Annotated in this window: 22 protein-coding genes and 1 pseudogene; 18 read left to right on the top strand and 5 right to left on the bottom strand. The window is 66.4% G+C overall.

The annotated features are described in order from the left end of the window. The first annotated feature begins 147 nt into the window (after nucleotides 1–147). From C2847_RS02020 to C2847_RS01975, 9 genes and pseudogenes are all read left to right on the top strand, one after another. A complete protein-coding gene (locus tag C2847_RS02020; protein ID WP_105316821.1) occupies nucleotides 148–1,182 on the top strand; it encodes a substrate-binding domain-containing protein in 1,035 nt (344 codons plus the stop codon). Between the two features lie 9 nt (nucleotides 1,183–1,191). Next, entirely contained in the window at nucleotides 1,192–1,635 is a 444-nt protein-coding gene (locus tag C2847_RS02015) for a YqhA family protein (protein ID WP_105316820.1), read from the top strand. Nucleotides 1,636–1,640: 5 nt separating this feature from the next. Further along, nucleotides 1,641–2,321 (top strand): hypothetical protein, encoded by a 681-nt coding sequence (locus C2847_RS02010; protein ID WP_105316819.1) that lies wholly within the window; start codon nucleotides 1,641–1,643, stop codon nucleotides 2,319–2,321. Next, nucleotides 2,318–3,436 carry an aminofutalosine synthase MqnE gene (mqnE, locus tag C2847_RS02005; protein WP_105316818.1) on the top strand — a complete coding sequence of 373 codons (1,119 nt, stop codon included), beginning with the start codon at nucleotides 2,318–2,320 and terminating at the stop codon, nucleotides 3,434–3,436. Before C2847_RS02010 ends, mqnE begins: the two co-directional genes overlap by 4 nt. Beyond that, the gene (locus tag C2847_RS02000; RefSeq protein WP_105316817.1) at nucleotides 3,436–4,248 is read left to right on the top strand and encodes a menaquinone biosynthetic enzyme MqnA/MqnD family protein; all 813 of its coding nucleotides are present in this window, start codon (nucleotides 3,436–3,438) and stop codon (nucleotides 4,246–4,248) included. Before mqnE ends, C2847_RS02000 begins: the two co-directional genes overlap by 1 nt. Nucleotides 4,249–4,313: 65 nt before the next feature. Then, nucleotides 4,314–4,850, top strand: coding sequence for a YceI family protein (locus C2847_RS01995; protein WP_105316816.1), 537 nt, complete (start codon nucleotides 4,314–4,316; stop codon nucleotides 4,848–4,850). Then, nucleotides 4,850–5,654, top strand: a pseudogene (locus C2847_RS12970) (VOC family protein); the annotation flags it as partial. The gene C2847_RS01995 and the pseudogene C2847_RS12970, both read left to right, overlap by 1 nt. Before the next feature lie 298 nt (nucleotides 5,655–5,952). After that, the gene (gene aroF / locus C2847_RS01980) at nucleotides 5,953–6,987 is read left to right on the top strand and encodes a 3-deoxy-7-phosphoheptulonate synthase (protein ID WP_105316815.1); all 1,035 of its coding nucleotides are present in this window, start codon (nucleotides 5,953–5,955) and stop codon (nucleotides 6,985–6,987) included. Next, on the top strand, nucleotides 6,984–8,063 hold the full coding sequence (locus C2847_RS01975) for a prephenate dehydrogenase/arogenate dehydrogenase family protein (protein WP_105316814.1): 1,080 nt from the start codon (nucleotides 6,984–6,986) through the stop codon (nucleotides 8,061–8,063). Before aroF ends, C2847_RS01975 begins: the two co-directional genes overlap by 4 nt. On the opposite strand, the gene C2847_RS01970 is transcribed toward C2847_RS01975, so the two are convergent. From C2847_RS01970 to C2847_RS01960, 3 genes are read right to left on the bottom strand one after another with little or no spacing between them, the layout of a single operon-like run. Then, on the bottom strand, nucleotides 8,060–8,995 hold the full coding sequence (locus C2847_RS01970) for a GGDEF domain-containing protein (RefSeq protein WP_105316813.1): 936 nt from the start codon (nucleotides 8,993–8,995) through the stop codon (nucleotides 8,060–8,062). The genes C2847_RS01975 and C2847_RS01970 overlap by 4 nt on opposite strands. A gap of 49 nt (nucleotides 8,996–9,044) precedes the next feature. Beyond that, nucleotides 9,045–10,412, bottom strand: coding sequence for an FAD-binding oxidoreductase (locus C2847_RS01965; protein WP_105316812.1), 1,368 nt, complete (start codon nucleotides 10,410–10,412; stop codon nucleotides 9,045–9,047). A 9-nt stretch (nucleotides 10,413–10,421) separates the two neighbouring features. Beyond that, nucleotides 10,422–10,904, bottom strand: a complete 483-nt coding sequence (locus C2847_RS01960) for a hypothetical protein (RefSeq protein WP_105316811.1) — start codon at nucleotides 10,902–10,904, stop codon at nucleotides 10,422–10,424. 70 nt (nucleotides 10,905–10,974) lie between these two features. On the opposite strand from C2847_RS01960, the gene C2847_RS01955 reads away from it, so the two are divergent. Next, on the top strand, nucleotides 10,975–11,427 hold the full coding sequence (locus tag C2847_RS01955; RefSeq protein ID WP_105316810.1) for an EVE domain-containing protein: 453 nt from the start codon (nucleotides 10,975–10,977) through the stop codon (nucleotides 11,425–11,427). Here the strand turns inward: C2847_RS01955 and pilC are convergent. Beyond that, nucleotides 11,402–12,622: a type IV pilus assembly protein PilC gene (gene pilC, locus C2847_RS01950; protein WP_105316809.1), complete on the bottom strand. Its 1,221-nt coding sequence runs from the start codon at nucleotides 12,620–12,622 to the stop codon at nucleotides 11,402–11,404. The genes C2847_RS01955 and pilC overlap by 26 nt on opposite strands. Here pilC and C2847_RS01945 point away from each other — a divergent pair. Together C2847_RS01945 and scpB are read left to right on the top strand one after the other, a co-directional pair. Continuing rightward, nucleotides 12,621–13,214: an L-threonylcarbamoyladenylate synthase gene (locus tag C2847_RS01945; protein WP_105316808.1), complete on the top strand. Its 594-nt coding sequence runs from the start codon at nucleotides 12,621–12,623 to the stop codon at nucleotides 13,212–13,214. The genes pilC and C2847_RS01945 overlap by 2 nt on opposite strands. Further along, nucleotides 13,207–13,728 carry an SMC-Scp complex subunit ScpB gene (scpB, locus tag C2847_RS01940; protein ID WP_105316807.1) on the top strand — a complete coding sequence of 174 codons (522 nt, stop codon included), beginning with the start codon at nucleotides 13,207–13,209 and terminating at the stop codon, nucleotides 13,726–13,728. Before C2847_RS01945 ends, scpB begins: the two co-directional genes overlap by 8 nt. On the opposite strand, the gene C2847_RS01935 is transcribed toward scpB, so the two are convergent. After that, complete coding sequence (locus C2847_RS01935) at nucleotides 13,675–14,754, bottom strand: PIG-L deacetylase family protein (protein WP_105316823.1); 1,080 nt, start codon at nucleotides 14,752–14,754, stop codon at nucleotides 13,675–13,677. The two genes, scpB and C2847_RS01935, sit on opposite strands and share 54 nt — an antisense overlap. Before the next feature lie 36 nt (nucleotides 14,755–14,790). Here C2847_RS01935 and C2847_RS01930 point away from each other — a divergent pair, with 36 nt between their 5' ends. Genes C2847_RS01930 through C2847_RS01905 form a run of 6 tightly spaced genes read left to right on the top strand, consistent with a single transcriptional unit; the run spans nucleotide 14,791 to nucleotide 23,530 of the window. Beyond that, the gene (locus tag C2847_RS01930; RefSeq protein WP_208619922.1) at nucleotides 14,791–15,405 is read left to right on the top strand and encodes a GNAT family N-acetyltransferase; all 615 of its coding nucleotides are present in this window, start codon (nucleotides 14,791–14,793) and stop codon (nucleotides 15,403–15,405) included. A gap of 19 nt (nucleotides 15,406–15,424) precedes the next feature. Then, on the top strand, nucleotides 15,425–17,626 hold the full coding sequence (locus C2847_RS01925) for a DEAD/DEAH box helicase (protein ID WP_105316805.1): 2,202 nt from the start codon (nucleotides 15,425–15,427) through the stop codon (nucleotides 17,624–17,626). A 9-nt stretch (nucleotides 17,627–17,635) separates the two neighbouring features. After that, a complete protein-coding gene (locus C2847_RS01920; RefSeq protein ID WP_105316804.1) occupies nucleotides 17,636–18,088 on the top strand; it encodes a hypothetical protein in 453 nt (150 codons plus the stop codon). Nucleotide 18,089: 1 nt separating this feature from the next. After that, on the top strand, nucleotides 18,090–20,786 hold the full coding sequence (locus tag C2847_RS01915) for an AAA family ATPase (protein WP_105316803.1): 2,697 nt from the start codon (nucleotides 18,090–18,092) through the stop codon (nucleotides 20,784–20,786). Beyond that, the gene (gene dnaG, locus C2847_RS01910) at nucleotides 20,756–22,507 is read left to right on the top strand and encodes a DNA primase (protein WP_105316802.1); all 1,752 of its coding nucleotides are present in this window, start codon (nucleotides 20,756–20,758) and stop codon (nucleotides 22,505–22,507) included. The genes C2847_RS01915 and dnaG overlap by 31 nt, the downstream gene beginning before the upstream one ends. A gap of 39 nt (nucleotides 22,508–22,546) precedes the next feature. Next, a complete protein-coding gene (locus tag C2847_RS01905) occupies nucleotides 22,547–23,530 on the top strand; it encodes a malate dehydrogenase (protein ID WP_105316801.1) in 984 nt (327 codons plus the stop codon). Nucleotides 23,531–23,541: the final 11 nt, after the last annotated feature.

The following is a 23,541-nucleotide window of genomic DNA, read 5'->3' as shown; positions in this document are numbered from 1 at the left end:
CTTGGCTAAGATACGGAGGGAGTCGGTTCCCCAAGGTGTCTCAAATGTGGTGGCCGAATACACATTCTTGCAAAAACCTCCCCCTTGCCCTATCCTGGTTATGGAAGTTTCCATGAAGCGCTTCCACCAGGAACAGGGAATCAGGCTATGAGCAAGAAGAAACCCACCATCCTCGAGGTGGCCGCCCGGGCCGGGGTCGGCGTGGGCACGGTGAGCCGGGTGCTCAACAACCATAAGGCGGTGCGGCCGGAAACCCGGGCCCGGGTGCTCCGGGCCATGGAGGAACTGGGCTACACCCCCAACCCCCATGCCCGGCGCATCGCGGGAGGGAGAAGCTACACGGTCTCGGTCCTCCTTCCCTTCGTGGCCACGGAGTTCTACCGAAGGCTCGTGGAGGGCATCGAAAGCGTCCTCCTGGAAAGGCGCTACGAGCTGGCCCTCTTCCCCATCCTCTCCCAGGCCCGGCTCAGGCGGTATTTGGAAAGCTCTACCCTGGCCTTCCTCACCGACGGCCTCATCCTCGCCTCCTACGACCTGAGCGAGCACTTTGAGGGGGGGCGTCTTCCCACCGACCGTCCCGTGGTGCTGGTGGACGCCAAGAACCCCCGGTACGACTCCGTTTACCTGGACAACTTCCTGGGGGGCCACCTGGCCGGGGAGTACCTGGCGCGCTTTCCCGGCCCCATCTTCGCCGTGAAGGTGGAGGAGGAACCCGACCGGGCCTTCCACCACACGGTCTTCGCCGAGCGCCTGGCCGGCTTCCGGGAAGCCCTCAAGGCGGCAGGCCGCCCCTTCCCCGAGGAGCACCTCTACACCACCCGACTCTCCCAGGAAGGGGGGAGGCTCGCCCTCCGGTACTTCCTGGAAAAGGCTTCCCCGCCCCTCAACCTCTTCGCCGGAGCCGACCAGGTGGCCCTGGGCGTCCTGGAGGAAGCGGAAAGGCTTGGGCTCACCGTGGGCAAGGAGGTGCGGGTTCTGGGCTTTGACGGCCATCCCTTCACCGAGGAGGTGGGGCTTTCCACCATCGCCCAGCCGGTGGAGGCCATGGGCGCCCGGGCGGCGCAGCTTCTCCTGGAGAGGATGCAGGGTTATGCAGGCCCTCCCCGGGCCGTGCGCTTTGAACCCCTCCTGATCGAACGGGCCTCCACCCACACCTCTCCTGCGGCTCCCTACCTGCCTTAGAATCTCCCCATGCGCCCGGAAACCCTGGTTTACCCTTTGCGCTGGCTCATGTTCCTGCCCGTGGTGGGGATGCTCCTCGGGGCCCTCTACTTCGCCTGGCATGCCCTCGAGGAAACCCTCCTTGCGGTGCAAAAACCCTTGGACGAAGCCCTTCCCGTCCTGGTGGGCGCCGTGGACCTGGCCCTTCTGAGCGCGGTCTTCCTCATCTTCAGCCTGGGCCTTTTTGAGCTTTTCATCCGCAAGCTGGAACTTCCCTTGGAAAACGTCCTCACAGTGGAAAGCTTGGCGGACCTCAAGGGCAAGCTGGGCCAGGTGATCGTCATGATCCTGGTGGTGAAGTTCTTTGAAAAGGCCTCGGCCTTCAAGCCTCAGACCTCCTTGGACTTTCTCCTCTTCGCCGGCGGGGTAGCCCTTCTGGCCTCCGCCCTTTGGCTGGCCAAGGCCAAAGACTGAGGGACTTGCTGGTCTACCTGGATCAAAACCACGCCAGCCGCATGGCCAAGCACCGCCTGGGCCAGCGGGGGCACGAGGTTTTTGGGGAGCTCTACCTGGCCCTCCGGGGCAAGGCCCTGGCTCCTCCAAGCCCCTTCCACGTGCTGGAAACCCTCTACCCCATCAGGGGACCTGCGGAAAAGGCCGGCTACCTCCTACCTGCCCTAGAGCGCCTTTTCGCGGAGCTTTCCCAGGGGTACTGGGTGCGCCCCTGGCAGGAGGTGGCCGTGCGCCAGGAGCGGGGGCTTTCCCGCGAGGACTTCCTCTGGCGGGGGGGAAGCTGGGAGGCCCCCGCCGACCTCTCCCCCTTCCAGGGCCTGCCCGAGGCCCTGAGGGGCCTGCCCTACCGGGAGGCCCTCGAGGGTACCCTTAAGGAGATAAAAGGGCGCACCGGGCTCAAGGAGGTGCCCTTCGTGCGCCTGTTGGCCGAGCTCCTCGCCCACATGGCCTCGGACTTAAACCGCAAGCCCCGGCCCTCAGACCTCCTGGATGCGGTCATGGCCGCCACCGTCTACCCTTACGTGGACCTCCTCCTCACCGATCGCTACCTGCGAGGCCTCCTGCCGGGGAAGAGCGTGGGGGGAAGGCAAAGGGAAGTCATGGCCCTAGTCCAAAGGTTCCGGGAAGGGGTAGACTCCTCCTCGTGAAGGGCATCCGGGACCCTAAGCTCTGGCCCATCGCCGAAAAGGTGGAAGCGGGCGAACGCCTCACCTTTGCGGAAGGGCTCATTCTCTACCAAACCCGGGACCTGACAGGCCTCATGCGCCTGGCCAACCGGGTGCGGGAGAAAAAGCACGGGCACAAGACCTACTTCGTCCACTCCATCCGCGTTTCCCAGACCAACATCTGCTACGTGGGTTGCACCTTCTGCGCCTTCCAGAGAAGGTTCGGGGAGGAGGGGGCCTGGGACTGGGATGTGGAGGAGGTGGTGGCCTGGGTGCGGGCGCGCTACCAGCCCGGCCTCACGGAGATCCACGTGACGGCGGGCCACCACCCCAAAAGGCCTTTTCAATACTACCTGGACCTGGTGCGGGCCCTAAAGGCGAGCTTCCCCGGGGTGCAGGTAAAGGCCTGGACCGCGGCGGAGATCCACCACTTCTCCAAGATCGCCCGCCTGCCCTACAAGGAGGTGCTCCAGGCCCTCAAGGAGGCCGGCCTGGACGCCATGCCCGGGGGCGGGGCGGAGATCTTCGCCGAAAGGGTGCGCAAGGAGATCGCCCGGGCCAAGGTTTCCGCCGCGGGGTGGCTTTTGATCCACCGGATTGCCCACGAACTCGGCATCCCCACCAACGCCACCATGCTCTACGGGCACATCGAAACCCTCGAGGAGCGCCTGGACCATATGGACCGCCTCCGCCAGCTCCAGGACGAAACCGGTGGCTTCATGAGCTTCATCCCCTTGGCCTTCCAGCCGGACGGCAACCTGCTGGCCAAGAAGCTTGGCAAGCGGGAGTTCACCACCGGACTGGACGACCTCCGCAACCTGGCCGTGGCCCGGCTTTACCTGGACAACATCCCCCACATCAAGGGGTACTGGGCCACCCTGACCCCCGAGCTCGCCCAGGTTTCCCTGGACTGGGGGGTGACGGACATCGACGGCACCCTGATCGAGGAGCGCATCGTCCACATGGCGGGAAGCCCCACCCCCGAGGGGCTCTCCAAGGCGGCCCTGGCCCGCATCATCCTGGCCGCGGGGCGGATCCCCGTGGAGCGGGACGCCCTTTACCGGGAGGTGCGGGTTTGGGACCGGGTGGAAGCCTAATGCCCTACGCCCTAGGGGTTCCCCTTTACGCGAACACCGCTCCCCTATATCGCTTCCTGGAGGCCAATGGCTGGGCTCTCCGTTACGGGGTCCCCTCGGAACTCAACCGCATGGTCCTCTCAGGGGAGGTGGGGCTTTCCCTGGTTTCCAGCTACTTCTACCTGGAGCACCAGGAGGAGCTGGGACTGCTTCCGGATTTTTCCGTGGCCGTCCTGGGCCGGGTCTACTCCGTCAACCTCTTCCACAAGGGCAGCCTGGGAGGGCTCAGGCGGGTCGCCCTCACCGCGGAAAGCGCCACCAGCGTGGCCCTGCTGCAGCTGCTCCTGCGCGAGCGGGGCCTGGCCCCCACCTACGAGCGGCGCGAGGGGGGACTGGAGCTCCTGGCGGGGTACGATGGGGTCCTCCTCATCGGCGACCGAGCCATCCAGGCCTACGCCCGGCTGCTCCCCGCCCTGCCCGAAACCCCCCACGCCCTCCCCACCCGCTTCGGGGAGGTGGAGGTGGTGGACCTCTCCATGCTCTGGTTTGAGCGCACCCGCCTCCCCTTCGTCTTCGCCGTCTGGGCCTACCGCAAGGAAACCCCTCCCCCCCTGGACCTGGTGCGGGCCTTGAGGAGAGCTCGGCGCCAGGGGCTTGCCCGGCTTGGGGAGGTGGCCGAGGCCGAGGCCAGGCGGCTGGGCGTCCACCCCGCCCTGATGGAGCACTACCTCTGGAACTTCCGCTACCACCTGGAGGAGCCGGACCGCCTGGGCCTACAGACCTTCGCCCAGGCCCTGGGCCTCCCCTTCTCCCCTATCTATTATCCGGGATAATGCTTGACAGATTATAGCGCTATGGATACTATACCCTTGGGCTCGAGGCCCAAGGAGGTTCAAAGATGCGTTGGAACCTAGACCCCACCCATACCAGCATCCAGTTCGCCGTGCGCCACATGATGATCGCCACGGTTAAAGGCGCCTTGAACCTTAAAGAGGGCTTTGTGGAAACCGACGAGACGGGGAGGCCCCTCCGGGTGGAAGCACGTCTGGACGCCCAAAGCATCCACACCGGCGTGCCGGAGCGGGACAACCACCTCCGCTCCCCTGACTTCCTGGATGCGGAGAACTTCCCGGAAATCCTGTTCAAAAGCGAGCGGATCACCCCCCTGGAGGAAGGACGGTACCGGGTGGAGGGAGAACTCACCATCCGGGGCGTCACCCAGCCCCTTTCCTTTGAGGTGGAAACCTACGGCCCCGCCAAGGACCCATGGGGCAACGAGCGCATGGCCGCCCGCTTCGAGGGCAGGCTGAACCGCAAGGACTTCGGCCTCACCTGGAACGTACCCCTGGAGCTGGGCGGGGTCCTGGTGGGGGAGGAGGTGCGCTTCAGCGTGGACACCGAGGCAGTGGAGGCCAGGGAGGCGGTGGCCCAGTAATGGCCTTTCCCAGGCGGCTTTCCTCCCTGAGCCTAAGGATGCGGGACCTGGAGGCCGCCTTGGCCTTTTACGGAACCTTCTGGGCCCGAAAGTGCGGACCCACCCCGCTACCGGTTGTTCCCCAAGGGGGAGGGGTTTCATCTGGAGGTCCTCCACGACCCCCAGGCCCTCCCAAGACCCTACCCCTCGGTGGGCCTCTACCATTTCGCCCTCCTCCTGCCCGGCCGGAAGGCCCTGGCGCGGGTGGCCTGGAAGCCCCTGAGTACCCCGCTGGGGCTTGCGCCCCAACGGGGACCCCGAAAAGGCTGTGGGCAAGCCGCATCCACCCTTGCCGATGAGGCAACCTTCATGCAGGAGCACTTAAGTGTCCCGGTCCCCTTTGAGGGCGCGGCGGACCACGGCGTATCCGAGGCCCTGGGCTTCCGCGATCCGGAGGGGAATGGCCTCGAGCTCTACCGGGACCGGCCCGAGGGGGAGTGGCCCAAAGGACCCGTGATGTTCACCGCCCCCTTGAACCTGGAAAGGCTTCTTTGTGAGGCTCCAAGCCCCGGCCCCCTTCCCCCCCGAGACCCCCCTCGGCCACCCGCACCTCCACGGGGAAAGCCGCGAGGAAGCCGAGGCCTTCTTCGCGGGGGAACTGGGCATGGAAGTCACCCTGCGCACCTACCCCGGGGCCCTCTTCTTCGCCTGGGATGGCTACCACCTCGTGGGAGCCAACATCTGAAGGCAGAAAACCCCCCCAGGGGCCACCGGGCTTCTGGGCTACACCCTCCTTGGACCCCTGGGGCCGGGAGATGGCCCTCANGGGGGGGGGGGTGGGGCCCCGGAAAGGACCTCCGGCAGGCGTCATCTCGTTGGGGCTTAGAGAAGGAAAAAGGGTATCACAGGGGCAGAGGTTCGCCTTTCAGATCCAGGGACCAAGGCCCCTGCGCCCTCTTGACAGGGGTTTCCCCCTTAACTAAGCTTAGGGGCAATATGCGGACCTTTGGGCGCTACTTCGGCTTTTATTATCCCGCCGGGGGCGCCCTGCGGTCCGCATAGGGTTTTTCCGCAAGATGGGCGCCCCCAAAAAGGGGGCGCCCAAGGCTTTTAGGAGGTCAGGATGCTGATCGTGATGAAGCGGGGACACACGGAAGCGGAGCTGGAGGAGATCCTCCGGGAGATCGAGAAGGTGGGCTACCGCCCCCATGTTTCCCGAGGGGTGGAAACCACCCTGGTGGGGGCCATCGGCCGGGGGCCTACCCCGGAGCTGATGGAGCACTTCCGCGCCCTTCCCGGGGTGGCGGAGGTCATCCCCATCTCCAAGCCTTGGAAGCTGGCGAGCCTCGAGGTCCAGCCCTTCCCCACGGTGCTGGAGTTCCCCACGGGCAAAACCGGAGGTGACCACGTCCTCATCGCCGCCGGACCCTGCGGGGTGGAGTCTCGGGAGCAGACCCTAAGGGCCGCCCGCTACGTGAAAGCCCACGGGGCCGCCATGCTCCGGGGCGGGGCCTTCAAGCCCAGGACCAGCCCCTACGCCTTCCAGGGCCTGGGGGCGGAGGGCTTGAAGATCCTGGCGGAAGCCCGGCGGGAAACGGGGCTTCCCGTGGTCACCGAGGTTCTATCCCCAGACCAGGTGGAGCTGGTGGCGGAGTACGCCGACGTCCTGCAGATCGGGGCCCGCAACGCCCAAAACTTTTCCCTTCTCCAAGCGGTGGGAGAAACGAAAAAGCCCGTGCTTCTTAAACGGGGGATGAGCATGACCCTGGAGGAGTTCCTGATGAGTGCGGAGTACATCCTCTCCCGCGGGAACATGCAGGTGATCCTGGTGGAGCGGGGCATCCGCACCTTTGAGAAGGCCACCCGCTACACCCTGGATGTGGCGGCGGTGCCCGTCCTCAAGAGCCTTACGCACCTCCCGGTCTGGGTGGACCCCTCCCATCCCGCAGGCCGGCGGGAATGGGTCATCCCCCTGGCCCTGGCGGGGTTGGCCGCCGGGGCAGACGGCCTCATCGTGGAAACCCACCCCGAGCCGGAAAAGGCCCTCTCAGACGCTGCCCAGCAGCTCCACGAACACGAGTTTGCCGAGCTGATGCACAAGGCCCGCCGCCTGGTGGAAGCCCTGGGCAAAACCCTCTCCGCACCGGTTCTGGGATGAGGCCGCTTTTCACCAAGGTGGGCATCTTTGGGGTAGGGCTCCTCGGGGGGAGCCTGGCCCTGGGGCTGAAGGAGCGCTTCTTGGCCGAGGAGGTCCACGCCTACGACCCGGACCCCGAAGCCCTGGAGAAGGCCCTTTTCCTGGGGGTAGCGGACCGGATCCACCCCGAGCCCGGCCCCTGGGTGGGAGAGCTGGAGCTGGGCATCCTGGCGGCCCCCGTGGGGGCTCTGGCGGAGCTGGGGAAGGCCCTGGCCCCTTTCGCCAACCCGGAAAGCCTCTGGACCGATGTGGGAAGCGTGAAGGCCCAGGTGGTGGCGGTCCTCGAGGGGACCCTGCCCCACTTCCTGGGGGGCCACCCCATGGCGGGAAGCGAACGGGCCGGGGTGGAAAACGCCCATGCCGGCCTACTGCAAAACGCCATCTGGGTTCTCACCCCCACAGGGCAAACCAGCCCCAAGGCGCAGGAGGGCATCCGGAAACTGGTGGAGGCCCTGGGAGCCTACCCTCTGGAAATCCCACCGGGGCTCCACGACCAGCTGGTGGCCAGGGTGTCCCACCTCCCTTACCTCCTAGCCGTGGCCCTGAATCGCCTGGTGGCCCATAGCCCCCACCGGGAGCTCCTGATGTTTCTGGCGGCCGGGGGCTTCCGTGACCTCACCCGGGTGGCCTCTGGCTCCCCCCGCATGAGCCGGGACATGGTGGTGCAAAACAAGGAGGCCCTTAAGGAAGCCATCGAGGAACTCAGGGGGGTCCTTTGGGAACTGGAGGGGCTCCTGGATCAACCCGAGGCCCTGTTGCAGGCGGCGGCGGAAGCCAAGCGCACCCGGGATAGCCTCCCCATCGTGCGCCGGAGCCTGCTTCCCGAGATGCACGACCTGGTGGTGCAGGTGCCGGACCGCCCTGGCCAAATCGCCCGCATCGCCACCGCCTTGGGGGAGGCCGGGGTGAACATCAAGGACATCGAGGTCCTCACCATCCGGGAGGAGGCCGGGGCCATCCGGCTGGGCTTCGCCAGCCGGGAGGAACGGGAGAGGGCCCGGGAGGTGCTTTCCCAGGTGGGGTACCGGGTCTCCTAAGGAGCCCGCTCCACCCGATTCTTCCCCTGCTCCTTGGCCCGGTAAAGGGCCTTGTCGGCCCTTTGGAAGAGGTCCTGCAGGTCTCCTTGATAAACAGAAAGCCCAAAGCTTCCCGTTACGCCCAAGCGGCTAAGCCCCGCCCTGAGCCTTTCCGCTACCCGCATGGCCTCCTCCTCCCCGGTCCGGGGGAGAAGAAGGGCGAACTCCTCCCCACCCCAACGCCCCACCAGATCCCCTTGGCGGACGTGGGCGATCAGGTACTGGGCCACCTCCTTCAGGAGCCGGTCCCCCGCATGGTGGCCCTGGGTATCGTTCACCTTTTTAAAGTCATCCAGGTCCAAGAGCACCAAGCTGAAAGGCTCCTCCCCCCGCTCCACCCGGGCCACCTCCCGCTCTAAGGCCATCTCCAAGGCCCGGCGGTTGGGAAGGTCCGTGAGGGGGTCGGTGAGGGCTTGTTCCTTCCAAAAGCGCATCTGGCCATGGAGTTCCCGGAAGCGGGCGAGAAGGAAGGTGAGGCTAAAGAGGATGAGCTGGCTTACCGCAAAATGGGGCCAAGCCTCCAGGTTCCGGCCCCACACCAGGGGAGCCAGGACCAAAACCCCGCCCCAAAAGGCCCCCAAAAGGTACCCCAAGGACCAAGGAGGGTAGGCGAACCCGGAAAGCAGGTAAAGGGCAGGGGTGAAGAAGGCTGCCAGGGGCCAGCTTTCGTCCATGCGCCACATCTCAAAAAGCAAGTAAGCCCCCACGGGATGGAGGAGAAGGCGAGGCGCCACCTTGGGGCCCCAGCGCATGGCCCAAAGGGCCCAGAGGACGAAGAAAACGTAGAGGAAAGCCTCCAGACCCTGGGGCGGAAACCGCCTTACCTGGAGCAAAAGGCCCAGGACCATCCCCGCCCAGCTGGCAAGGTAGAAGAGCCGGCCCCGGCCATCCACGCTTCCAGGATAGACCCGTTCCTGTGAAAACCCTGCGAAAATAACCCGGCTAGGGGAGGACCTTGCCCGGGTTCAACAGGCCTTGGGGATCCAGGACGGCCTTAACGGTGCGGAAGGCCTCGAGGGTCCCTTCCTCCACCGCTTCCCTCATGAACTCCCGCTTCATGAGGCCGATCCCGTGCTCCCCGGAAAGGACCCCGCCATGCCTGAGGGCCACCCGGGCGATCTCGTGGGCCAGTTCCCAGACCCGCTCCTCGCTTTCCCTTTTGGGGTCAAAGAGGATGTTGGGGTGCAGGTTCCCGTCCCCGATATGGCCGAACTGGGCCACCACCAGGCCGTAGGCCTCCCCCAAGGCGGAGATCCCCTGCACCACCTGGGGAAGATGGCTTCTCGGCACGGCGATGTCCTCGTTGACCCGCTTGGGGCGGATGCGGCCCAAGGCGGGGCTCACGCTCCGCCTGGCCCGCCAAAGGGCCTCGGCCTCCTTCTCGTCCCGCGCCTTTTGCACCTTGGCCCCAAGGCCTTCCGCGGTTTCCTCCACCAGGGAAAGCTCCTCCTGGACCACCTCGAGGTCATCCCCATCGGTTTCCGCCAGAAGAAGGGCATGCCCCCGGGGAAGCCCCATGCCCAGGTAGTCCTCCACGGCGTTCACGCAAATGGGGTCCAGAAACTCCAGCCTGGCGGGCACCGCCCCTTGGGCAATGGCCCGGGAAACCGCCTGGGCCAGGGCACCCACCTCAGGAAAGGCCGCCATCAGGGTAGCCCGATGCCGGGGCAGGGGGAGGAGCCGCACCCGCACCCCGGTGATGAGGCCCAGGGTTCCTTCCGAACCGATGAGGAGGCCGGGCAGGTCGTAGGCTTGGCGGGAAAGGTGGTGGAGCTCCCCAAAGGCGTCCACGAATTCCAGCTCCAAGACGTAATCCCCCGTGACCCCGTACTTGAAGCAAAGGGGCCCCCCGGCGTTCTCCCCCAGGTTTCCCCCCAGGGTGCTGGTGCGCCACGAGGCGGGATCCGGGGGGTAGAAGAGCCCGTAGGGCCTAGCCTCTTCCGAGATCCGGGCCGTGGTCACCCCGGGCTCAGCCCAGGCGGTGCGCCCCTTGGGGTCCAGCTCCAGGCGGGTCATGCGGGTGAAGGCCACCACGATGGCCCCTTCCTCCGGCACCGCCCCCCCGCTTAGGCCGCTTCCCGCCCCCCGGGGGACCAGGGGCAGACCGTGCTTGCGGGCCAGGCGCACCAAGGCCTGCACCTCCTCGCGGGATTCAGGCAGGACCACCGCCAGAGGCTCTGGCCCCACCAGGATGGCGTCATAGCGGTAAACCCCTTTTTCCGAGCGGGAAAGAAGAACCCTGGGCCCAAAGAGGGTCCTGAGCTCGGAGCGGACTGCCTCGGCCAGGGAGGGTATCTTCCGGACCCCCATGCCCTAAGGCTACCAGGCAGGGTCGCAGGAGGAAGAGGAGTCCGGGCGAACCCGATTGGCCGCCCGCACGAAGGGCCCCGCCAGGCCCCCGGTATACCCCCTGAGCCAAAGCCTCCGGTCGGGCAGGGGCTCCACGATGATCCCCTGGGGCCTCAGGGAAAGGGTTCCCGGCGAGGTAAGGGATACCGCCAACACCTTTCCCTCGGGGGTCACCTCCAACCAACCCCCCACCCGTCCCGCACGGATGGGGCCAGAGAGGGCATACCGTTCCTCAGGGCGGGCCTGGTCCGGGGTCAATCCCTCGGGGATCCAGAAAAACTCCACTCTGTCCAGCCTTCCCTCCAGGTCAAAGGCGAAGTCCACCCGGGTGTTGCCGGCGGCGCAGTAGGTTTCTTGCGTCCTCAAGCCCGTGATCCGGTGGCCCGGATGGACCACCTCCAGGGTCAGGGTGCAGGCGGAAAGGAAAAGGGATACCAGCACAAGGCCCCGCATACCCTTATGCTCCCCCGACCCCTCAGAAAGGGGCTTTGTCCCCGCTAAAGGCCCCTTTAGACTTGGAGGCATGGCCTACTGGCTTCTCAAGTCCGAGCCCGAGGTGTACAGCATCCTGGACCTCAAAGGGGAGGGAAGGGCCATCTGGGACGGGGTACGCAACTACCAGGCCCGGAACTACCTGATGCAAATGCGGGTGGGGGATCTTTGCTTCTTCTATCACTCCAACGCCAACCCCCCGGGCATCGCCGGGCTCTGCCGGGTGGCGGGCACTCTCCTCCCCGACCCCACCCAGTTTGACCCCAATAGCCCCTACTTTGACCCCAAGGCCACCCGGGAAAAGCCCCGCTGGTACACGGTGGAGGTGGAGTTCCTCGAGGCCTGGCCCCTCATTCCCCTGGAGGAGCTCAGGGCCTGCTTCCCTAAGGACCACCCCCTGGTGCGAAAGGGGAACCGGCTTTCCGTGATGCCGGTTCCCCCGGAGGTGGCCGAAAGGCTTATTGCGCGGAAAGGGTGCCGATGATCTTGAAGAGGGGCAGGAACATCCCCGCCACGATCATGCCCACGATCACCCCCAGGAAGATGATCATGAGGGGCTCGATGGCGGCGGTGAGGCTCGCCACCGCCTCGTCCACCTCCCGCTCGTAGAAGTCGGCGATTTTGGAAAGAAGGGTGTCCAGGGCTCCCGTCTCCTCCCCGATGGCCACCATGGAGCTCACCATGGGGGGGAAGACGAGGGGATGCTGGGCCAGGGTGAGGTTTAAAGGCTCCCCTTGCTGGACCTTGAGCTTGGCCGTGTCCACGATCTCCTCCACCACGCTGTTGCCCGCCGTCCCCTTGGTGATGTCCAGGGACTCCACGATGTTCACCCCGCTGGAAAGGAGGAGGGCCAGGGTACGGGAGAAGCGGGCCACGGCGGTCTTGCGGTTGAGGTTGCCGAAGACGGGGACGCGAAGCTTGATCCGGTCCACCACCCTCCGCCCCTGGGGCGTGCCGTAGTACCAGCGGTAGACGAAGAAGAGGACCACGAGCAGGAGGAGAAGGGGCAACGTGGCCGCCCGCAGGAAGTTGGAAAGGGCGATGAGGAAGCGGGTGAGGAGGGGAAGCTCCGAACCGAGGTCCGTGAGGATCTGGGCGAACTGGGGCACGATGCCTGTGAGAAGAAAGTAGGCCACGCCCACGGCGAAGACGAAGACGATCACGGGATAGGTCATGGCGCTACGGATCTTGCCCCTGAGCTCCAGGTCCTTCTCCAGGAAGGTGGCCAGGCGGTCCAGGATCACGTCCAGCCCGCCCGAGGTCTCCCCGGCCCGCACCAGGTTCACGTAAAGCCGGGAGAAGAGCTTGTGCTTGGCCAGGGCATCGGAAAAGGCCATGCCCCCTTCGATGTCGGTGCGAACCTTCTTGATGATCTCCCGAAACTTCTTGTTCTCGGTCTGCCTTTCCAGGATGGAGAGGGACTGCAAAAGCGTGAGCCCCGCCCCCAGCATGGTGGCCAGCTGCCGGGAGAAGATGGCCAGGTCCTTAAGGCCAGGACCCCTCTCCAGGGCAGGAAGGCGCACCTCGGCCTGGAGACCCCTCCCCGGCTCCTTGATCTCAGCCACGAAAAGCCCCCGGTCCCGGAGAAGCCTGGCCGCGGTGCGCAGGTCCTCCGCCTCGATGGTGGCCTCCACCAGGCGGCCCTGGCGGTCGCGGGCCTTATACTGGTAGACTGGCATGGTAGAAGTATACCAGAAGGAGCTACAGGAAGCGGCGGAAACCCTTCGGCGTGGGGGCTTGGTGGCCTTTCCCACGGACACCGTCTGGGGGGTGCTGGCCCGGATGGAAGACGAGGCCGCCTGCCGGCGCATCTACGAGCTCAAGGGGCGGGAGGAGGAAAAACCCCTCCAGGTGCTGGTGGCGGACCTGGAAAGCGCCCTTAAGCTTGCGGACCTCGGGAAGCTACGGGAAAAGTTCCTGCGTCTGGCGGAGGCCTTCTGGCCCGGAGGACTCACCGTGGTGGTACCGGGGCAGGGAATCCCCCCCTGGATCAGCCGGGATGGTTCCGTGGGGCTGAGGATGCCGGACCATGTCCTGCTTCGGGGGCTTCTCCGCCGGGTGGGCGGATATGCCGCGGCCACCAGCCTCAACAGGAGCGGCGAGCCCCCGGTGCGCACGGAAGCCGAGGCCCGGGCCTTTGCCGTGGACTACGTCTTCCCGGGGGAGGCCATGGGCTTGGCCTCCAGCGTGGTGGACCTGCGCACGGGAAAGGTGCTGCGGGAAGGGGCCATCCCCAAGGAAGCCCTTCTGCCCTACCTCCAGGATGCCTAGCCTGAAGGCAGAGCTCCTTGCGGTGCTCTTTGCCGCCGGTAAGCCCGTGGCCCTGAAGGAGTTCCAGGCCTTGGGCTACCCCGAGGAAACCCTCCTCCGCACCCTCAAGGCCCTCGAGGCGGACCTAAGGGATGGGGAGCTGGGGGTAGCCCTGGAACGGGTGGCGGGAGGATGGCGGCTGGTGGTGCACGAAAGCGCCCTGGAGGCGGTGGAAAGGGTCCTCAAGCCCAGCCCTCCCCGCCTCTCCAAGGCGGCCCTGGAGGTCCTAGCCCTTATCGCCTACCACCAGCCCGTGGCCCGGGCGGAGCTGGAGGCCATGCGGGGGAAGAGCGTGGAGGGCGTGCTGGAAAGCCTCCTGGAGCGGGGCCTGATCCGGGTGGTGGGGGAAAAGGATGCCCCGGGCCGGCCCAAGCTCTACGGCACCACGGAGCGCTTCCTGGAGGTGTTCGGCCTGGAGAGCCTAGAGGACCTCCCGCCCCTCGAGGACGGCCCACCCCTCCTCCTCCGGGGCTAAGGCCTCCCGGGTGGGGATGGGAAGGGGGCTATAGAGCTCGTTCTGCCGCACGAAGGCCAAAAGAAACCGGCCGAGAAGGCGCATCTGGCTTTTATGGGCCCGAATGGCCTTTTCCTTTAGCCTAACCTCCTCCTCGGTCAGGGGAAAGCGCCGCCAGGGAAGCCCTCTACCCCGGGGGGGTGGGTACAGGGGAAGCCGGGGATGGAGGCCTTTGGGCAAGGGGTACTGGTAGCCTCCGTGGATGAGGTAGTACTCCAGCCTGTCCTCCATGCCCAAGGAGGCCGCCGCCTGCATGCCGAAATACCCCGTGGCCTGGTGGTCCCGGTGGGCGTCCAAGGGGCTCGGCAGGAGGATGCGGCTTGGCCTTAAGGCCTGGAGAAGCTCCACCAGGGTGGCCTCCAAAGCCTTGCCCGTGTAGGGAAGCCCCAGGCGGTGGCAGCCTGGGTAGGCCACCGCCTTAAGCCCCGTGTAGGGGCTTTCGTAGGGCAGGTAGTAGTGGGTGGTGAAGAGAGCGAAAAGCCCCTGGTCGGGGAAACCGAGGAAATAGGCGCTATCCCGGGGAAGGCCCAGGGCCTCAAGGCCCCGCCAAGCCTCCACCATGCGCCTTAAGGCCAGGCGGCGCATGGCCTCCTTGGAGGGCAGGGGGCTTCCCGCGGCCAGGTCAAAGGCATCCCCCGAGGTAAGGTAGACCACGCTCACCCGCCCACCCCGGGCCAGGGTGCGGCGCATCAGGCCCGCCGCCGCCAGCACCTCGTCATCGGGATGGGGGGCCAGGACCAAAAGGTGTTCCCCTGGCCCCGGCCCCGGGGCCAAGGGTAGCCTTCGCACCCGCAAGGAAGTGGCGAGGGCGTGGTAGTAGGCGAAGATGAAGCGCCCGTTGACGAAGGCCCAGATCCCCAAGGCCGCCAGGATAAGCCCCACCCGCTCCGCCCAGAGGAGGCCCAGCCAAAGCCTAAGGGCCTCCGCCAGAAGCAGGTAGAGAGCCAAAAGGAGGAGAAGCCACTGCCAGGGGGCCAGGCGGCGCACAAGGGGCATTGTACGGTCTAAAGTGGTTCCGTGGTCCTGCGCCCCGCCGAGGAAAAGGACCTCTCCGCCATCACCCGGCTTTCCCACGGCACCCTCCTCCTAGGCCGGGCAGGGCCCTTGGTCTTTCCCAGCCGGGAGCTTTGGGGGGAACTCTTCGTGGCCCCCTACCTGCGGCGGGGGTGCTGCAACAGGGTAGCCGAGGAGGAAGGAGAGATCCTGGGCTACATCCTGGGGGCCTGCTCGGACCTTCCCCTTACCCTCTACCTCCTTCCCCAAGTGCCCTTCCTCCTCCTGAAACTCCTCCTCGGCCGCTATGGCCCGCCCTTACCCCACCTCCGGTACCTCCTCAGGCTCCTCCTGTACCGGAGCCCCAAGGCCCCGAAGAGGCTTTACCCCGCCCACCTGCACATCGCCGTGGACCCCAAAGCCCAGGGCAAGGGAATAGGTAAAGCCCTGCTGGCCGAATTCCTGGAATGCCTCAAAGAAAAAGGGGTATGGGGCGTGCAGCTTTCCACCACCCGGGCCAACGCCGCCGCCAGGAAGCTTTACCAGAGCCTGGGCTTCCGCCTCTACGCCAAGCGGGCCAGCCCCTTCTGGGCTCCCTACCACGGCCACCCCGTGGTCCACGAGGTCTGGGTCAAGGAACTTTAGAGAAGGCCATAATGAAAGGGTGCTGCCCGAGGCCCTAAGGGGATGGGAAAGCTACCGGGACTGGCTGGAGGCCAACCCGGAGTTCCGGGGGCGGATCGTCTTCGCCCGCCTGCTTCCCCAGATCCCCCCCAAGACCGTTCCCTACCAGGGGGTCTTCGCCGGGGTCCTCGAGGCCTTGGGCCTGAAGCCCTTCGCCCACCAGAAGGAAGCCCTCCTTCGCGTGGAGGAAGGGAACAACGTGGTCATGGCCTACTCCACCGCCGCCGGAAAGAGCCTGGTCTTCCAGGCGCCGGTGCTCAAGGCGGCCCTGGAGGGGGAAACCAGCCTCCTCCTCTTCCCCACCAAGGCCCTGGCCCACGACCAACTACGGCGCCTTAAGGCCATGGCCGAGGCCCTAGGGGTCAAGGGGGTCTACCCCTACGACGGGGACACCCAGGGAGAGGTCCGGCGGAAGGCGAAACAAGAGGGCCTGATCCTTCTCAGCAACCCCGACATGCTCCACTTTGGCCTCCTACCCCGGCATGGGGAGTTCGCCTCCTTCCTCTCCCGGCTCCGCTACCTGGTCCTGGACGAGCTCCACGCCTACCGGGGGGTCTTCGGCACCCACGTGGCCCTGATCCTCTTCCGCCTATTGCGCCTGGCCCGCCACTATGGGGCGAACCCCCAGGTGATCGCCGCCAGCGCCACCATCGGCAACGCCAAGGAGCACGCGGAAGGCCTCACCGGCCTTCCCTTTGTGGAGTTAAGGGAGGAGGTAGCCCGCTCGGAGCGGGAGCTTCTGGTGCTTCTTCCCAAGCCCTTAGACGCCAAAGGAGAAAGGCGGCGAAGCCCCCTCCTGGAGGCCGCCTACCTGGCCCGGGCCTTGGCGGAGGGGGGCCTGAGGGGCCTCATCTTTACCAACGCCCGGAAAAGCGCCGAGCTCATCGCCCGCTACGCCGCCCACCCCGGGGTGCGCCCGTATCGGGCGGGCTACACCGCCAAAGAAAGGCGCCGACTGGAAGAGGCCCTGAAGTCCGGAGAGGTGCGGGTCCTGGTCTCCACCAGCGCCCTGGAGCTAGGGGTGGACATCGGGGAGCTGGACGCGGTGGCCCTGGTGGGCTACCCGGGCTCCGTGTCCGCCTTCTGGCAGCGGGCAGGCCGGGCAGGCAGGGGAAGGCGAAGGGCCCTGGTGGTCTACATCCCCAGGGAGGATCCCTTGGACGAATACTTCCTCCATCGGCCCGAGCTTCTCCTGAGAACTCCCCCGGAGGCGGCGGTGGCCGACCCCAAGAACCCCGTCCTCTGCCCTTTGCACCTGCATGCCGCCGCCTGGGAAAAACCCCTTTCACGGGAGGAGGTGATCTGCCCGGAGGCCCTGGCCGAGCTCAAGGAAAAGGACGGCCGCTACTACACCCCGAAGCGCCGCCCCCACCGGGAGCTAAGCCTCCGGGGCCTGGGGACCACCTTCACCCTGCGGGGGCCGGAGGGGGAGGTCCTGGGCTACTTGGACGAGCGCCAGGCCTACTGGGAGGCCCACCCCGGGGCAGTCTACCTGCACGGGGGGGAAAGCTACCTGGTGCGGAACATCGACCACGGAAAGCGCGAGATCTGGCTTCTTCCGGCCCTCGAGGACTACTACACCGAGCCCCGGGTGGAAACCGATCTGGAGGTTCTCTCGGGGGAGAGCCTGGGCCATGGGGTCTGGGTGGGCAAGGTGGTGCTGAGGGAAAGGGTGGTGGCCTACGCCAAGAAGCGCTTCTACACAGGCAGCGTCCTGGAGGAAATCCCCTTAGAGCTTCCCGGGATCTCCTTCCCCACCGAGGCCCTTTGGTTCCATCCTCCCCTGGTGGTCCCCCCCCACCGGATCCCCGGGGGCATCCATGCCCTGGAGCACGCCATGATCGGCCTCCTCCCCCTCTTCGTCCTGGCCGAAAGGCAGGACATCGGAGGCCTCTCCTACCCCTTCTACCCAAGGCCCCTGCCCTCGGGAAGCGGGCCCACCATCTTCATCTACGACGGCTACCCGGGGGGTGTGGGCTACGTCCGGCAGGCGGCCCGTCGCTTCCCCGAGTGGGTCCGGTCCGCCCTGGAACTCCTCAAGGGTTGCCCCTGCGAGGAGGGTTGCCCCCGTTGCGTCCTCTCCCCCAAGTGCGGGAACGGCAACCAGCACCTGGATAAAGGGGCGGCCCTTATCCTGGCGGCAAACCTCACCCTCTCCCTTCCCCAAAGAACTCTGCATTAAACTCTTCCCATGGTCCCCAAGGACCCCCCGACTCCGGTGCCGCATTCCCTGGGCCAGCCGAAAGGCCCCGTTATCGAGGAAAGCCCCGAAACCTTCTTCGCCCGTTTCCGGGCCTATGCCGTGGAGGCCCACCTTTTCCCGGAGCCTTGGGGAAGCCCGGTGCTGGAGGCCATGGTCCAGGGCCAGATCCTCTACGCCTTCGACCGCGGGGCACCCCCGGCGCCCACAGGGATGGTGACCGTGCTGTTACACGGGGTGGTGCGCCAGGCTAAGCCCCTGGAGGGAGCGGCCTTCCTGGAACGGGAAGGGGCCAGCTACCGCCTGGGAGGCAGAACCACCCCCTTGGGGGAAGGATTCTACCTTCTCCAGTCCATCGTGCCCGTGGTGGTCTATGCGGAAATCCCCTTGCCCGAGGAGGCGGAGGTCCTCCTCTGGCCCCCCCTGATGCTCTTCCGGGAGTGAGATGCGCTGCGAGTGCGGGCAGAAGAACCCCCCTGAGGCCCGATTCTGCATGGCCTGCGGCCGGGCCCTGTGGGCCCTCCTGCCCGAGGAAAGGCGGTATGTGAGCGTCCTCTTCTACGATTTGGTGGATTCCAGCCAGCACTTTCAGGCCGGCCTGGAAACCGCCTACCATCACCTGCAGAGGGCCTTGGAGGAAGCCGCCCGCGTGGCTCGGGCCAAGGGAGGGTTTGTCCACCGCTTCCTGGGGGACGGGATCCTGGTCCTCTTCGGGGCCCCAAGGGCTCGAGGCAAAGAGCCCTGGCGGGCCCTGGAGGCCGCCTTGGAGATGGTGCGCACCTCCCGCCTACCCGCCCGCGCCGGGGTGTCCAGCGGGGAGGTGCTTTGGGCTCCCTTGGGAAATGGCCAGGCGGGGGAGCCTACCGCGGTGGGCCCCCCGGTGGTCTTGGCCGAGCGGCTTAGCAAGATGGCCCCCCCTGGGGAGGTGCTCACCGAGCCCCAAACCCTGGCCCTGGCCCCAGGGGTGGAAGCGGAACGCCTGGGCTTCCGGGAGGCCAAGGGGCTAGGGGCGGTGGAAGTCTTTCGGGTTAGGACGGTCCGGGTGGACCTCGGCCCGGAAGGCCAGAACCTCCTTCGCCTTCTCCAGGAAACCTTTTCCCACCCTCCCGCCCGCCTGAACCTGGTGGGCCCGCCGGGAAGCGGCAAGACCCTTCTTCTGGATAAGTTTTTGGAAGCGTCCCCTCACCCCGTGGTGGTCCTGGAACGCATGGGGCCGGAAACCCCCCTGCGCACCACCCTGCGCCAGGCGGTGGAGCAAGCCTTCGGCCACCCGGAAGCCCTGCTGGGCCTGGTGGACCTTTCCCCCGAACTTTCCCTGGCCCTCCGCTACAGCCTGGGCCTCGAGGAAAAGGGCCCCGCAGGGGCTAGGTTGGCTAGGGTGGCCCGCCCCCCCTGGGACAGGGAAGCCCTGGAGGCGGCCATCCAGGAAGCCTGGAAAAGGGTTTTGGAAAACCTGCCCCACCCCCTCCTCCTGGTGGCCAAAAACCTCCACGCCCCGGACCGCATCCTGCGGGCCCTTCTTCGGCATTCCTTCCCCAACCTCTCGGTCCTGGTGGAAAGCCGGAGGCCCCTATTTCACCCCATCCTGGAGGTCCAGGGCCTCAAGGCCCCTCCCCTATTGGCCCTGCAACCCGCCTTGGACGCCCTCCCCCCGGGGGAACGGCAGGCCCTTTTGATCCTGGGGGTAATGGAGGAAGCCCTGGCCAGCCTCCCCGGGGAGGAACGGCGCGAGGAGCACCTTAGGGAACTCCTGGGGGAACTGGCGGGGACCTTCTCCGCCAAGCGCCTGGAGGAGGAGGGCCTCACGCAAGGGGGTAGGCCCCTGCCTGAGATGGTCCAGGTGGCCCGGGCCCTGGTGCCTGAGGAGCAGGCCAAGGCCTGGCACCGGACGGCCGCCCGGTTTTACCGGGAAAAGGGAGCCTTCTGGCCCATGGCCCTCCACCTAAGAGAGGCCATGCAGGAGCGGGAAGCCGCCCAGGCCTTCCGGCTTCTCGCCCAGGAAGCCTGGCGGCAAGGCCAGCCGGAACGGGCCATACCCCTTTACCAAAAGGCCCTCGAGGTTGCCCCTCCCCCTTGGCGGGAAGCCCTTGAAAAGGAGCTCCAGGACGCCCAGGCCTCCTTGGGCTTGGCTGGGGAAGCCCCTGGAGGTCCCAGGTCCCAAGACCCTATCCTGCAAGACTTTCGGCAGGCCCGAAACTCCCTCGCCCTCCTCCCCCTGCTCCCGGGCCTCAAGCCCTACCCCTTGGAGGAAGCCCAGGCCCGCCTCCAGGTGGCGGGGGCCTTGTGGCGGGCCTTCCAGCCCCGGCAGGCCCTCGAGGTCCTCAGCGAGTTCCATCCCTTGGTGCCCGCCTCCTTGAGGCTCCACGGGCAAAGCCTGAGGGCGGGCCTTCTCATGGACCTGGGCCGCTATCTGGAGGCGGAATCCCTCCTCCCGGCAGAACCCCATCCCCCGCCCGCCTACCGAGAAGCGGACCTGGAGGCCAGGACCCGCTACCACGCCACCCGGATCCGCCTCCTCCTGGAAACCGGCCGCCTAAAGGAGGCCCTGGAGGAGGGCGAGGCCGCCTACCGCCAGATGCCCCACCCCTGGCTGGCTGCCGCCCTCCTTTCCGCCTGGATCCTCCGGGGGCGTTTCCGGGAGGATCTCTTCCAGATGGCCCTGCACCACCCCGACGGCAAGGCCCTTGGGGTACTGGCCCTGGCCCACCACCGCTGGCAAAAGGGCCAGGATCCCACGCCCCTCCTCAAGGAAGCCCTGCGGGAAGGCCGCAGGCTTTCCAACCCCTACGTCTACCACCTGGCCCTGACCTCCCTGGCCCTCTACCTTTGGCCCAAGGCCCCAAGGAGGGCCCAGACCCTCTCCCAGTACCTCCTCTACCAGACCCACCGCACGGGGTTTGCGGTGCACCTGGAGGTGGCGAGGCTCCTCCGGGCCCAGCTCCTTCTGGAGGAAGGGGAAAGGGTGGAACACCTCCTAAGCTTCACCCCCTCCGTGCCCCTAACCCAAGTCTGGCAGGCCTTTCTGGCGGGGAGCGAGCCGGAAGACCCCCTCCGCGGTTACGGTATCCTGGGAAGGTGGGTCCTAGGGCTTTGGCGTAGGCGGGGGGTAGGATGGAAAGGGCTCAAGCGGTTGAGGCCATAAAGCGCCGCCTCTCCCTAAAGGAGGTGGTTTCCCGGTACGTGGCTTTAAAGCCTGCAGGCCGCGGCCGCTGGAAAGGCCTCTGCCCCTTCCACCAGGAGAAGACCCCCTCCTTTTACGTGGACGAGGAGAATGGGCTTTTCCACTGCTTCGGGTGCAAAGCGGGAGGCGACCTCTTCGCCTTTGTGGAAAGGATAGAGGGCCTGGACTTCATGGGGGCCCTGGAGCGCCTGGCGGAGGAGGCGGGGGTGGAGATCCCCCAAGCGGGCGCCCCCGCCAAGCGCCGGGAGCTTTTGGACGTCCTCAAGCTCTCCCAGGAGTACTTCCTGGAGGGGCTCAAGGCTTCCCTCGAGGCCCAGGAGTACCTGCAAAGGCGGGGGCTTTCCCCGGAAAGCCTCGCCCGCTTCGGCCTGGGCTACGCCCCGGCCAGGGGAGACGGCCTCCTCACCTACCTGAGCCGGCACGGCATCAGCCCGGAGGAGGGCCTTAAGGCCGGGGTCCTGGCGGAAAAGGACGGGCGCTTTTACGACCGCTTTAGGAACCGCATCACCTTCCCCATCAAGGACCACCTGGGCAGGATCGTGGCCTTCACGGGAAGGGCCTTGGGGGAGGAAACCCCCAAGTACCTAAACTCCCCGGAAACCCCCCTCTTCCGCAAACGGGAGGTGCTCTTCGCCTACCCCGAGGCCAAGGCCAAGCTGCGGGAAGGAAGGGCCATCGTGGTGGAGGGGCTTTTTGACGCCATCGCCCTGCACCAGATGGGCTTCGCCGAGGCGGTGGCGGTCTTGGGCTCGGGGCTTTCCGAGGAGCAAGCCCGCCTTCTCGAGATGCAGGAGGTGCGGGAGGTCTACCTGGCCTTTGATGCCGACGAGGCTGGGCAAAAGGCCACCTTGCAGAGCCTGGACTTGGCCCTAGCTCGGAGGTTCCTCTTCTATGCGGTGCGCCTGCCCAGCAAGGACCCGGGCGACCTCCTTCTTCTGCCCGAGGGCCCGGCCCTATTCCAGAAAGCCTTAGAAGAAGCCCTTCCCGAGGTGGAGTTCCGCTTCCAGGAGGCCACCCGGAACCTGGACCTGACCCGCCCCGAGCACAAGCGGAAAGTCCTGGAAGCCCTCACCCCCAGGATGCTCTCCCCTGAGCCCTTTGACCCGGTGGCCGACCGCCTTAAGGCCCTGGTGGTGGAGCGGTTGGGCCTTTCCCCGCGCCAGCTGGAGGACTACCTGGCCAGCCTCAAGCGGGGCCGGCGCCCACCCCCCCAACCCCCTAAGGCCGAGCCCCAAAACCGGGTGCTCCTACTGGAGCTGGACGTGATGGCCCTCCTCCTTTCCCTGCCGGAGGAACGCTTGGCCGAGTGGGTGCACCACACGGCCCTTCACGTCTGGCCCCCGGAAGGCTCCTTGCTTTCCGAGTTCCTGGAGCTGGCCGGCCGCGGTCAGCCACAAGGCTACCTTGGATCCCGCCGCGACTACCTGCGCCAGGTGCTAAGCCGCAAGGAGGCGGGGGGCATCCTTCTGGAAAGGTTGATGCTGGTCCCCTCTGTGGACGAGCCCAGGTTCCCAGAACTCCTGGAAAAAACCCTGGCCCGCTTGCGGGAGGCTTACTACCTGGAGCGCCGGGCCAAACTGAAGGAGGAGCTGAACCGCAACCCCAGCATGGAGATCTTGCGGGAAATCCAGGAACTGGACCAGGCCATAGAGGCGGAACGGCGCATCTACCGGAAGCTTTAAGGTAAAATCCTTTCGGGCTTAGGCCCAAGGAGGTAAAGGATGAAAAGCCCCGTTCGTGTGGCGGTCACCGGCGCTGCCGGCCAGATCGGTTACAGCCTTCTTTTCCGCATCGCCGCAGGCGAGATGCTGGAAAAGGACCAGCCCGTGATCCTCCAGCTCCTGGAGATTCCCCAGGCCCTGAGAGCCCTGGAGGGCGTCATCATGGAGCTCGAGGACTGCGCCTTCCCCCTTTTGGCGGGGATCGTGGCCACGGACGACCCCAGGGTAGCCTTTAAAGATGCAGACTATGCCCTTCTGGTGGGGGCGGCCCCCAGGAAGGCGGGCATGGAGCGCCGCGACCTCCTGGAGATGAACGGCAAGATCTTCACCGAACAGGGCCGGGCCCTGGCCGAGGTGGCCAAGCGGGACGTCAAGGTCCTGGTGGTGGGCAACCCCGCAAACACCAACGCCCTCATCGCCTACAAAAACGCAGAGGGCCTTGACCCCAAAAACTTCACCGCCATGACCCGGCTGGACCACAACCGGGCCAAGGCCCAGCTTTCCAAGAAGACGGGGGTTCCCGTGGACCGGATCCGCCGCATTGCCGTGTGGGGTAACCACTCCTCCACCATGTTCCCCGACCTCTTCCATGCGGAGGTGGACGGGAAATCCGCCCTGGAGCTGGTGGACATGGACTGGTACGAGAAGGAGTTCATCCCCACCGTGGCCCAAAGGGGAGCGGCCATCATCCAGGCCCGGGGCGCCTCCAGCGCCGCCAGCGCCGCCAACGCCGCCATCGAGCACATCCGCGATTGGGCCCTGGGCACCCCCGAGGGGGACTGGGTTTCCATGGCCATTCCTTCGGATGGTTCCTACGGGGTTCCCGAGGGCATCGTCTACTCCTTCCCCGTCACCGCCAGGGACGGGAAGTACGAGATCGTCCAGGGCCTGGAGATCAACGAGTTCGCCAGGAAGCGGATGGAGATCACCGCAAAGGAGCTGCTGGACGAGATGGAACAGGTGAAGGCCCTAGGGCTTATCTAGGGCTTAGTGGG

The sequence above is a fragment of the Thermus tenuipuniceus genome (assembly GCF_002964845.1).
GTDB classification, from domain to species: Bacteria; Deinococcota; Deinococci; order Deinococcales; family Thermaceae; genus Thermus; species Thermus tenuipuniceus.
This window is presented reverse-complemented; position numbering and strand designations above follow the sequence as displayed.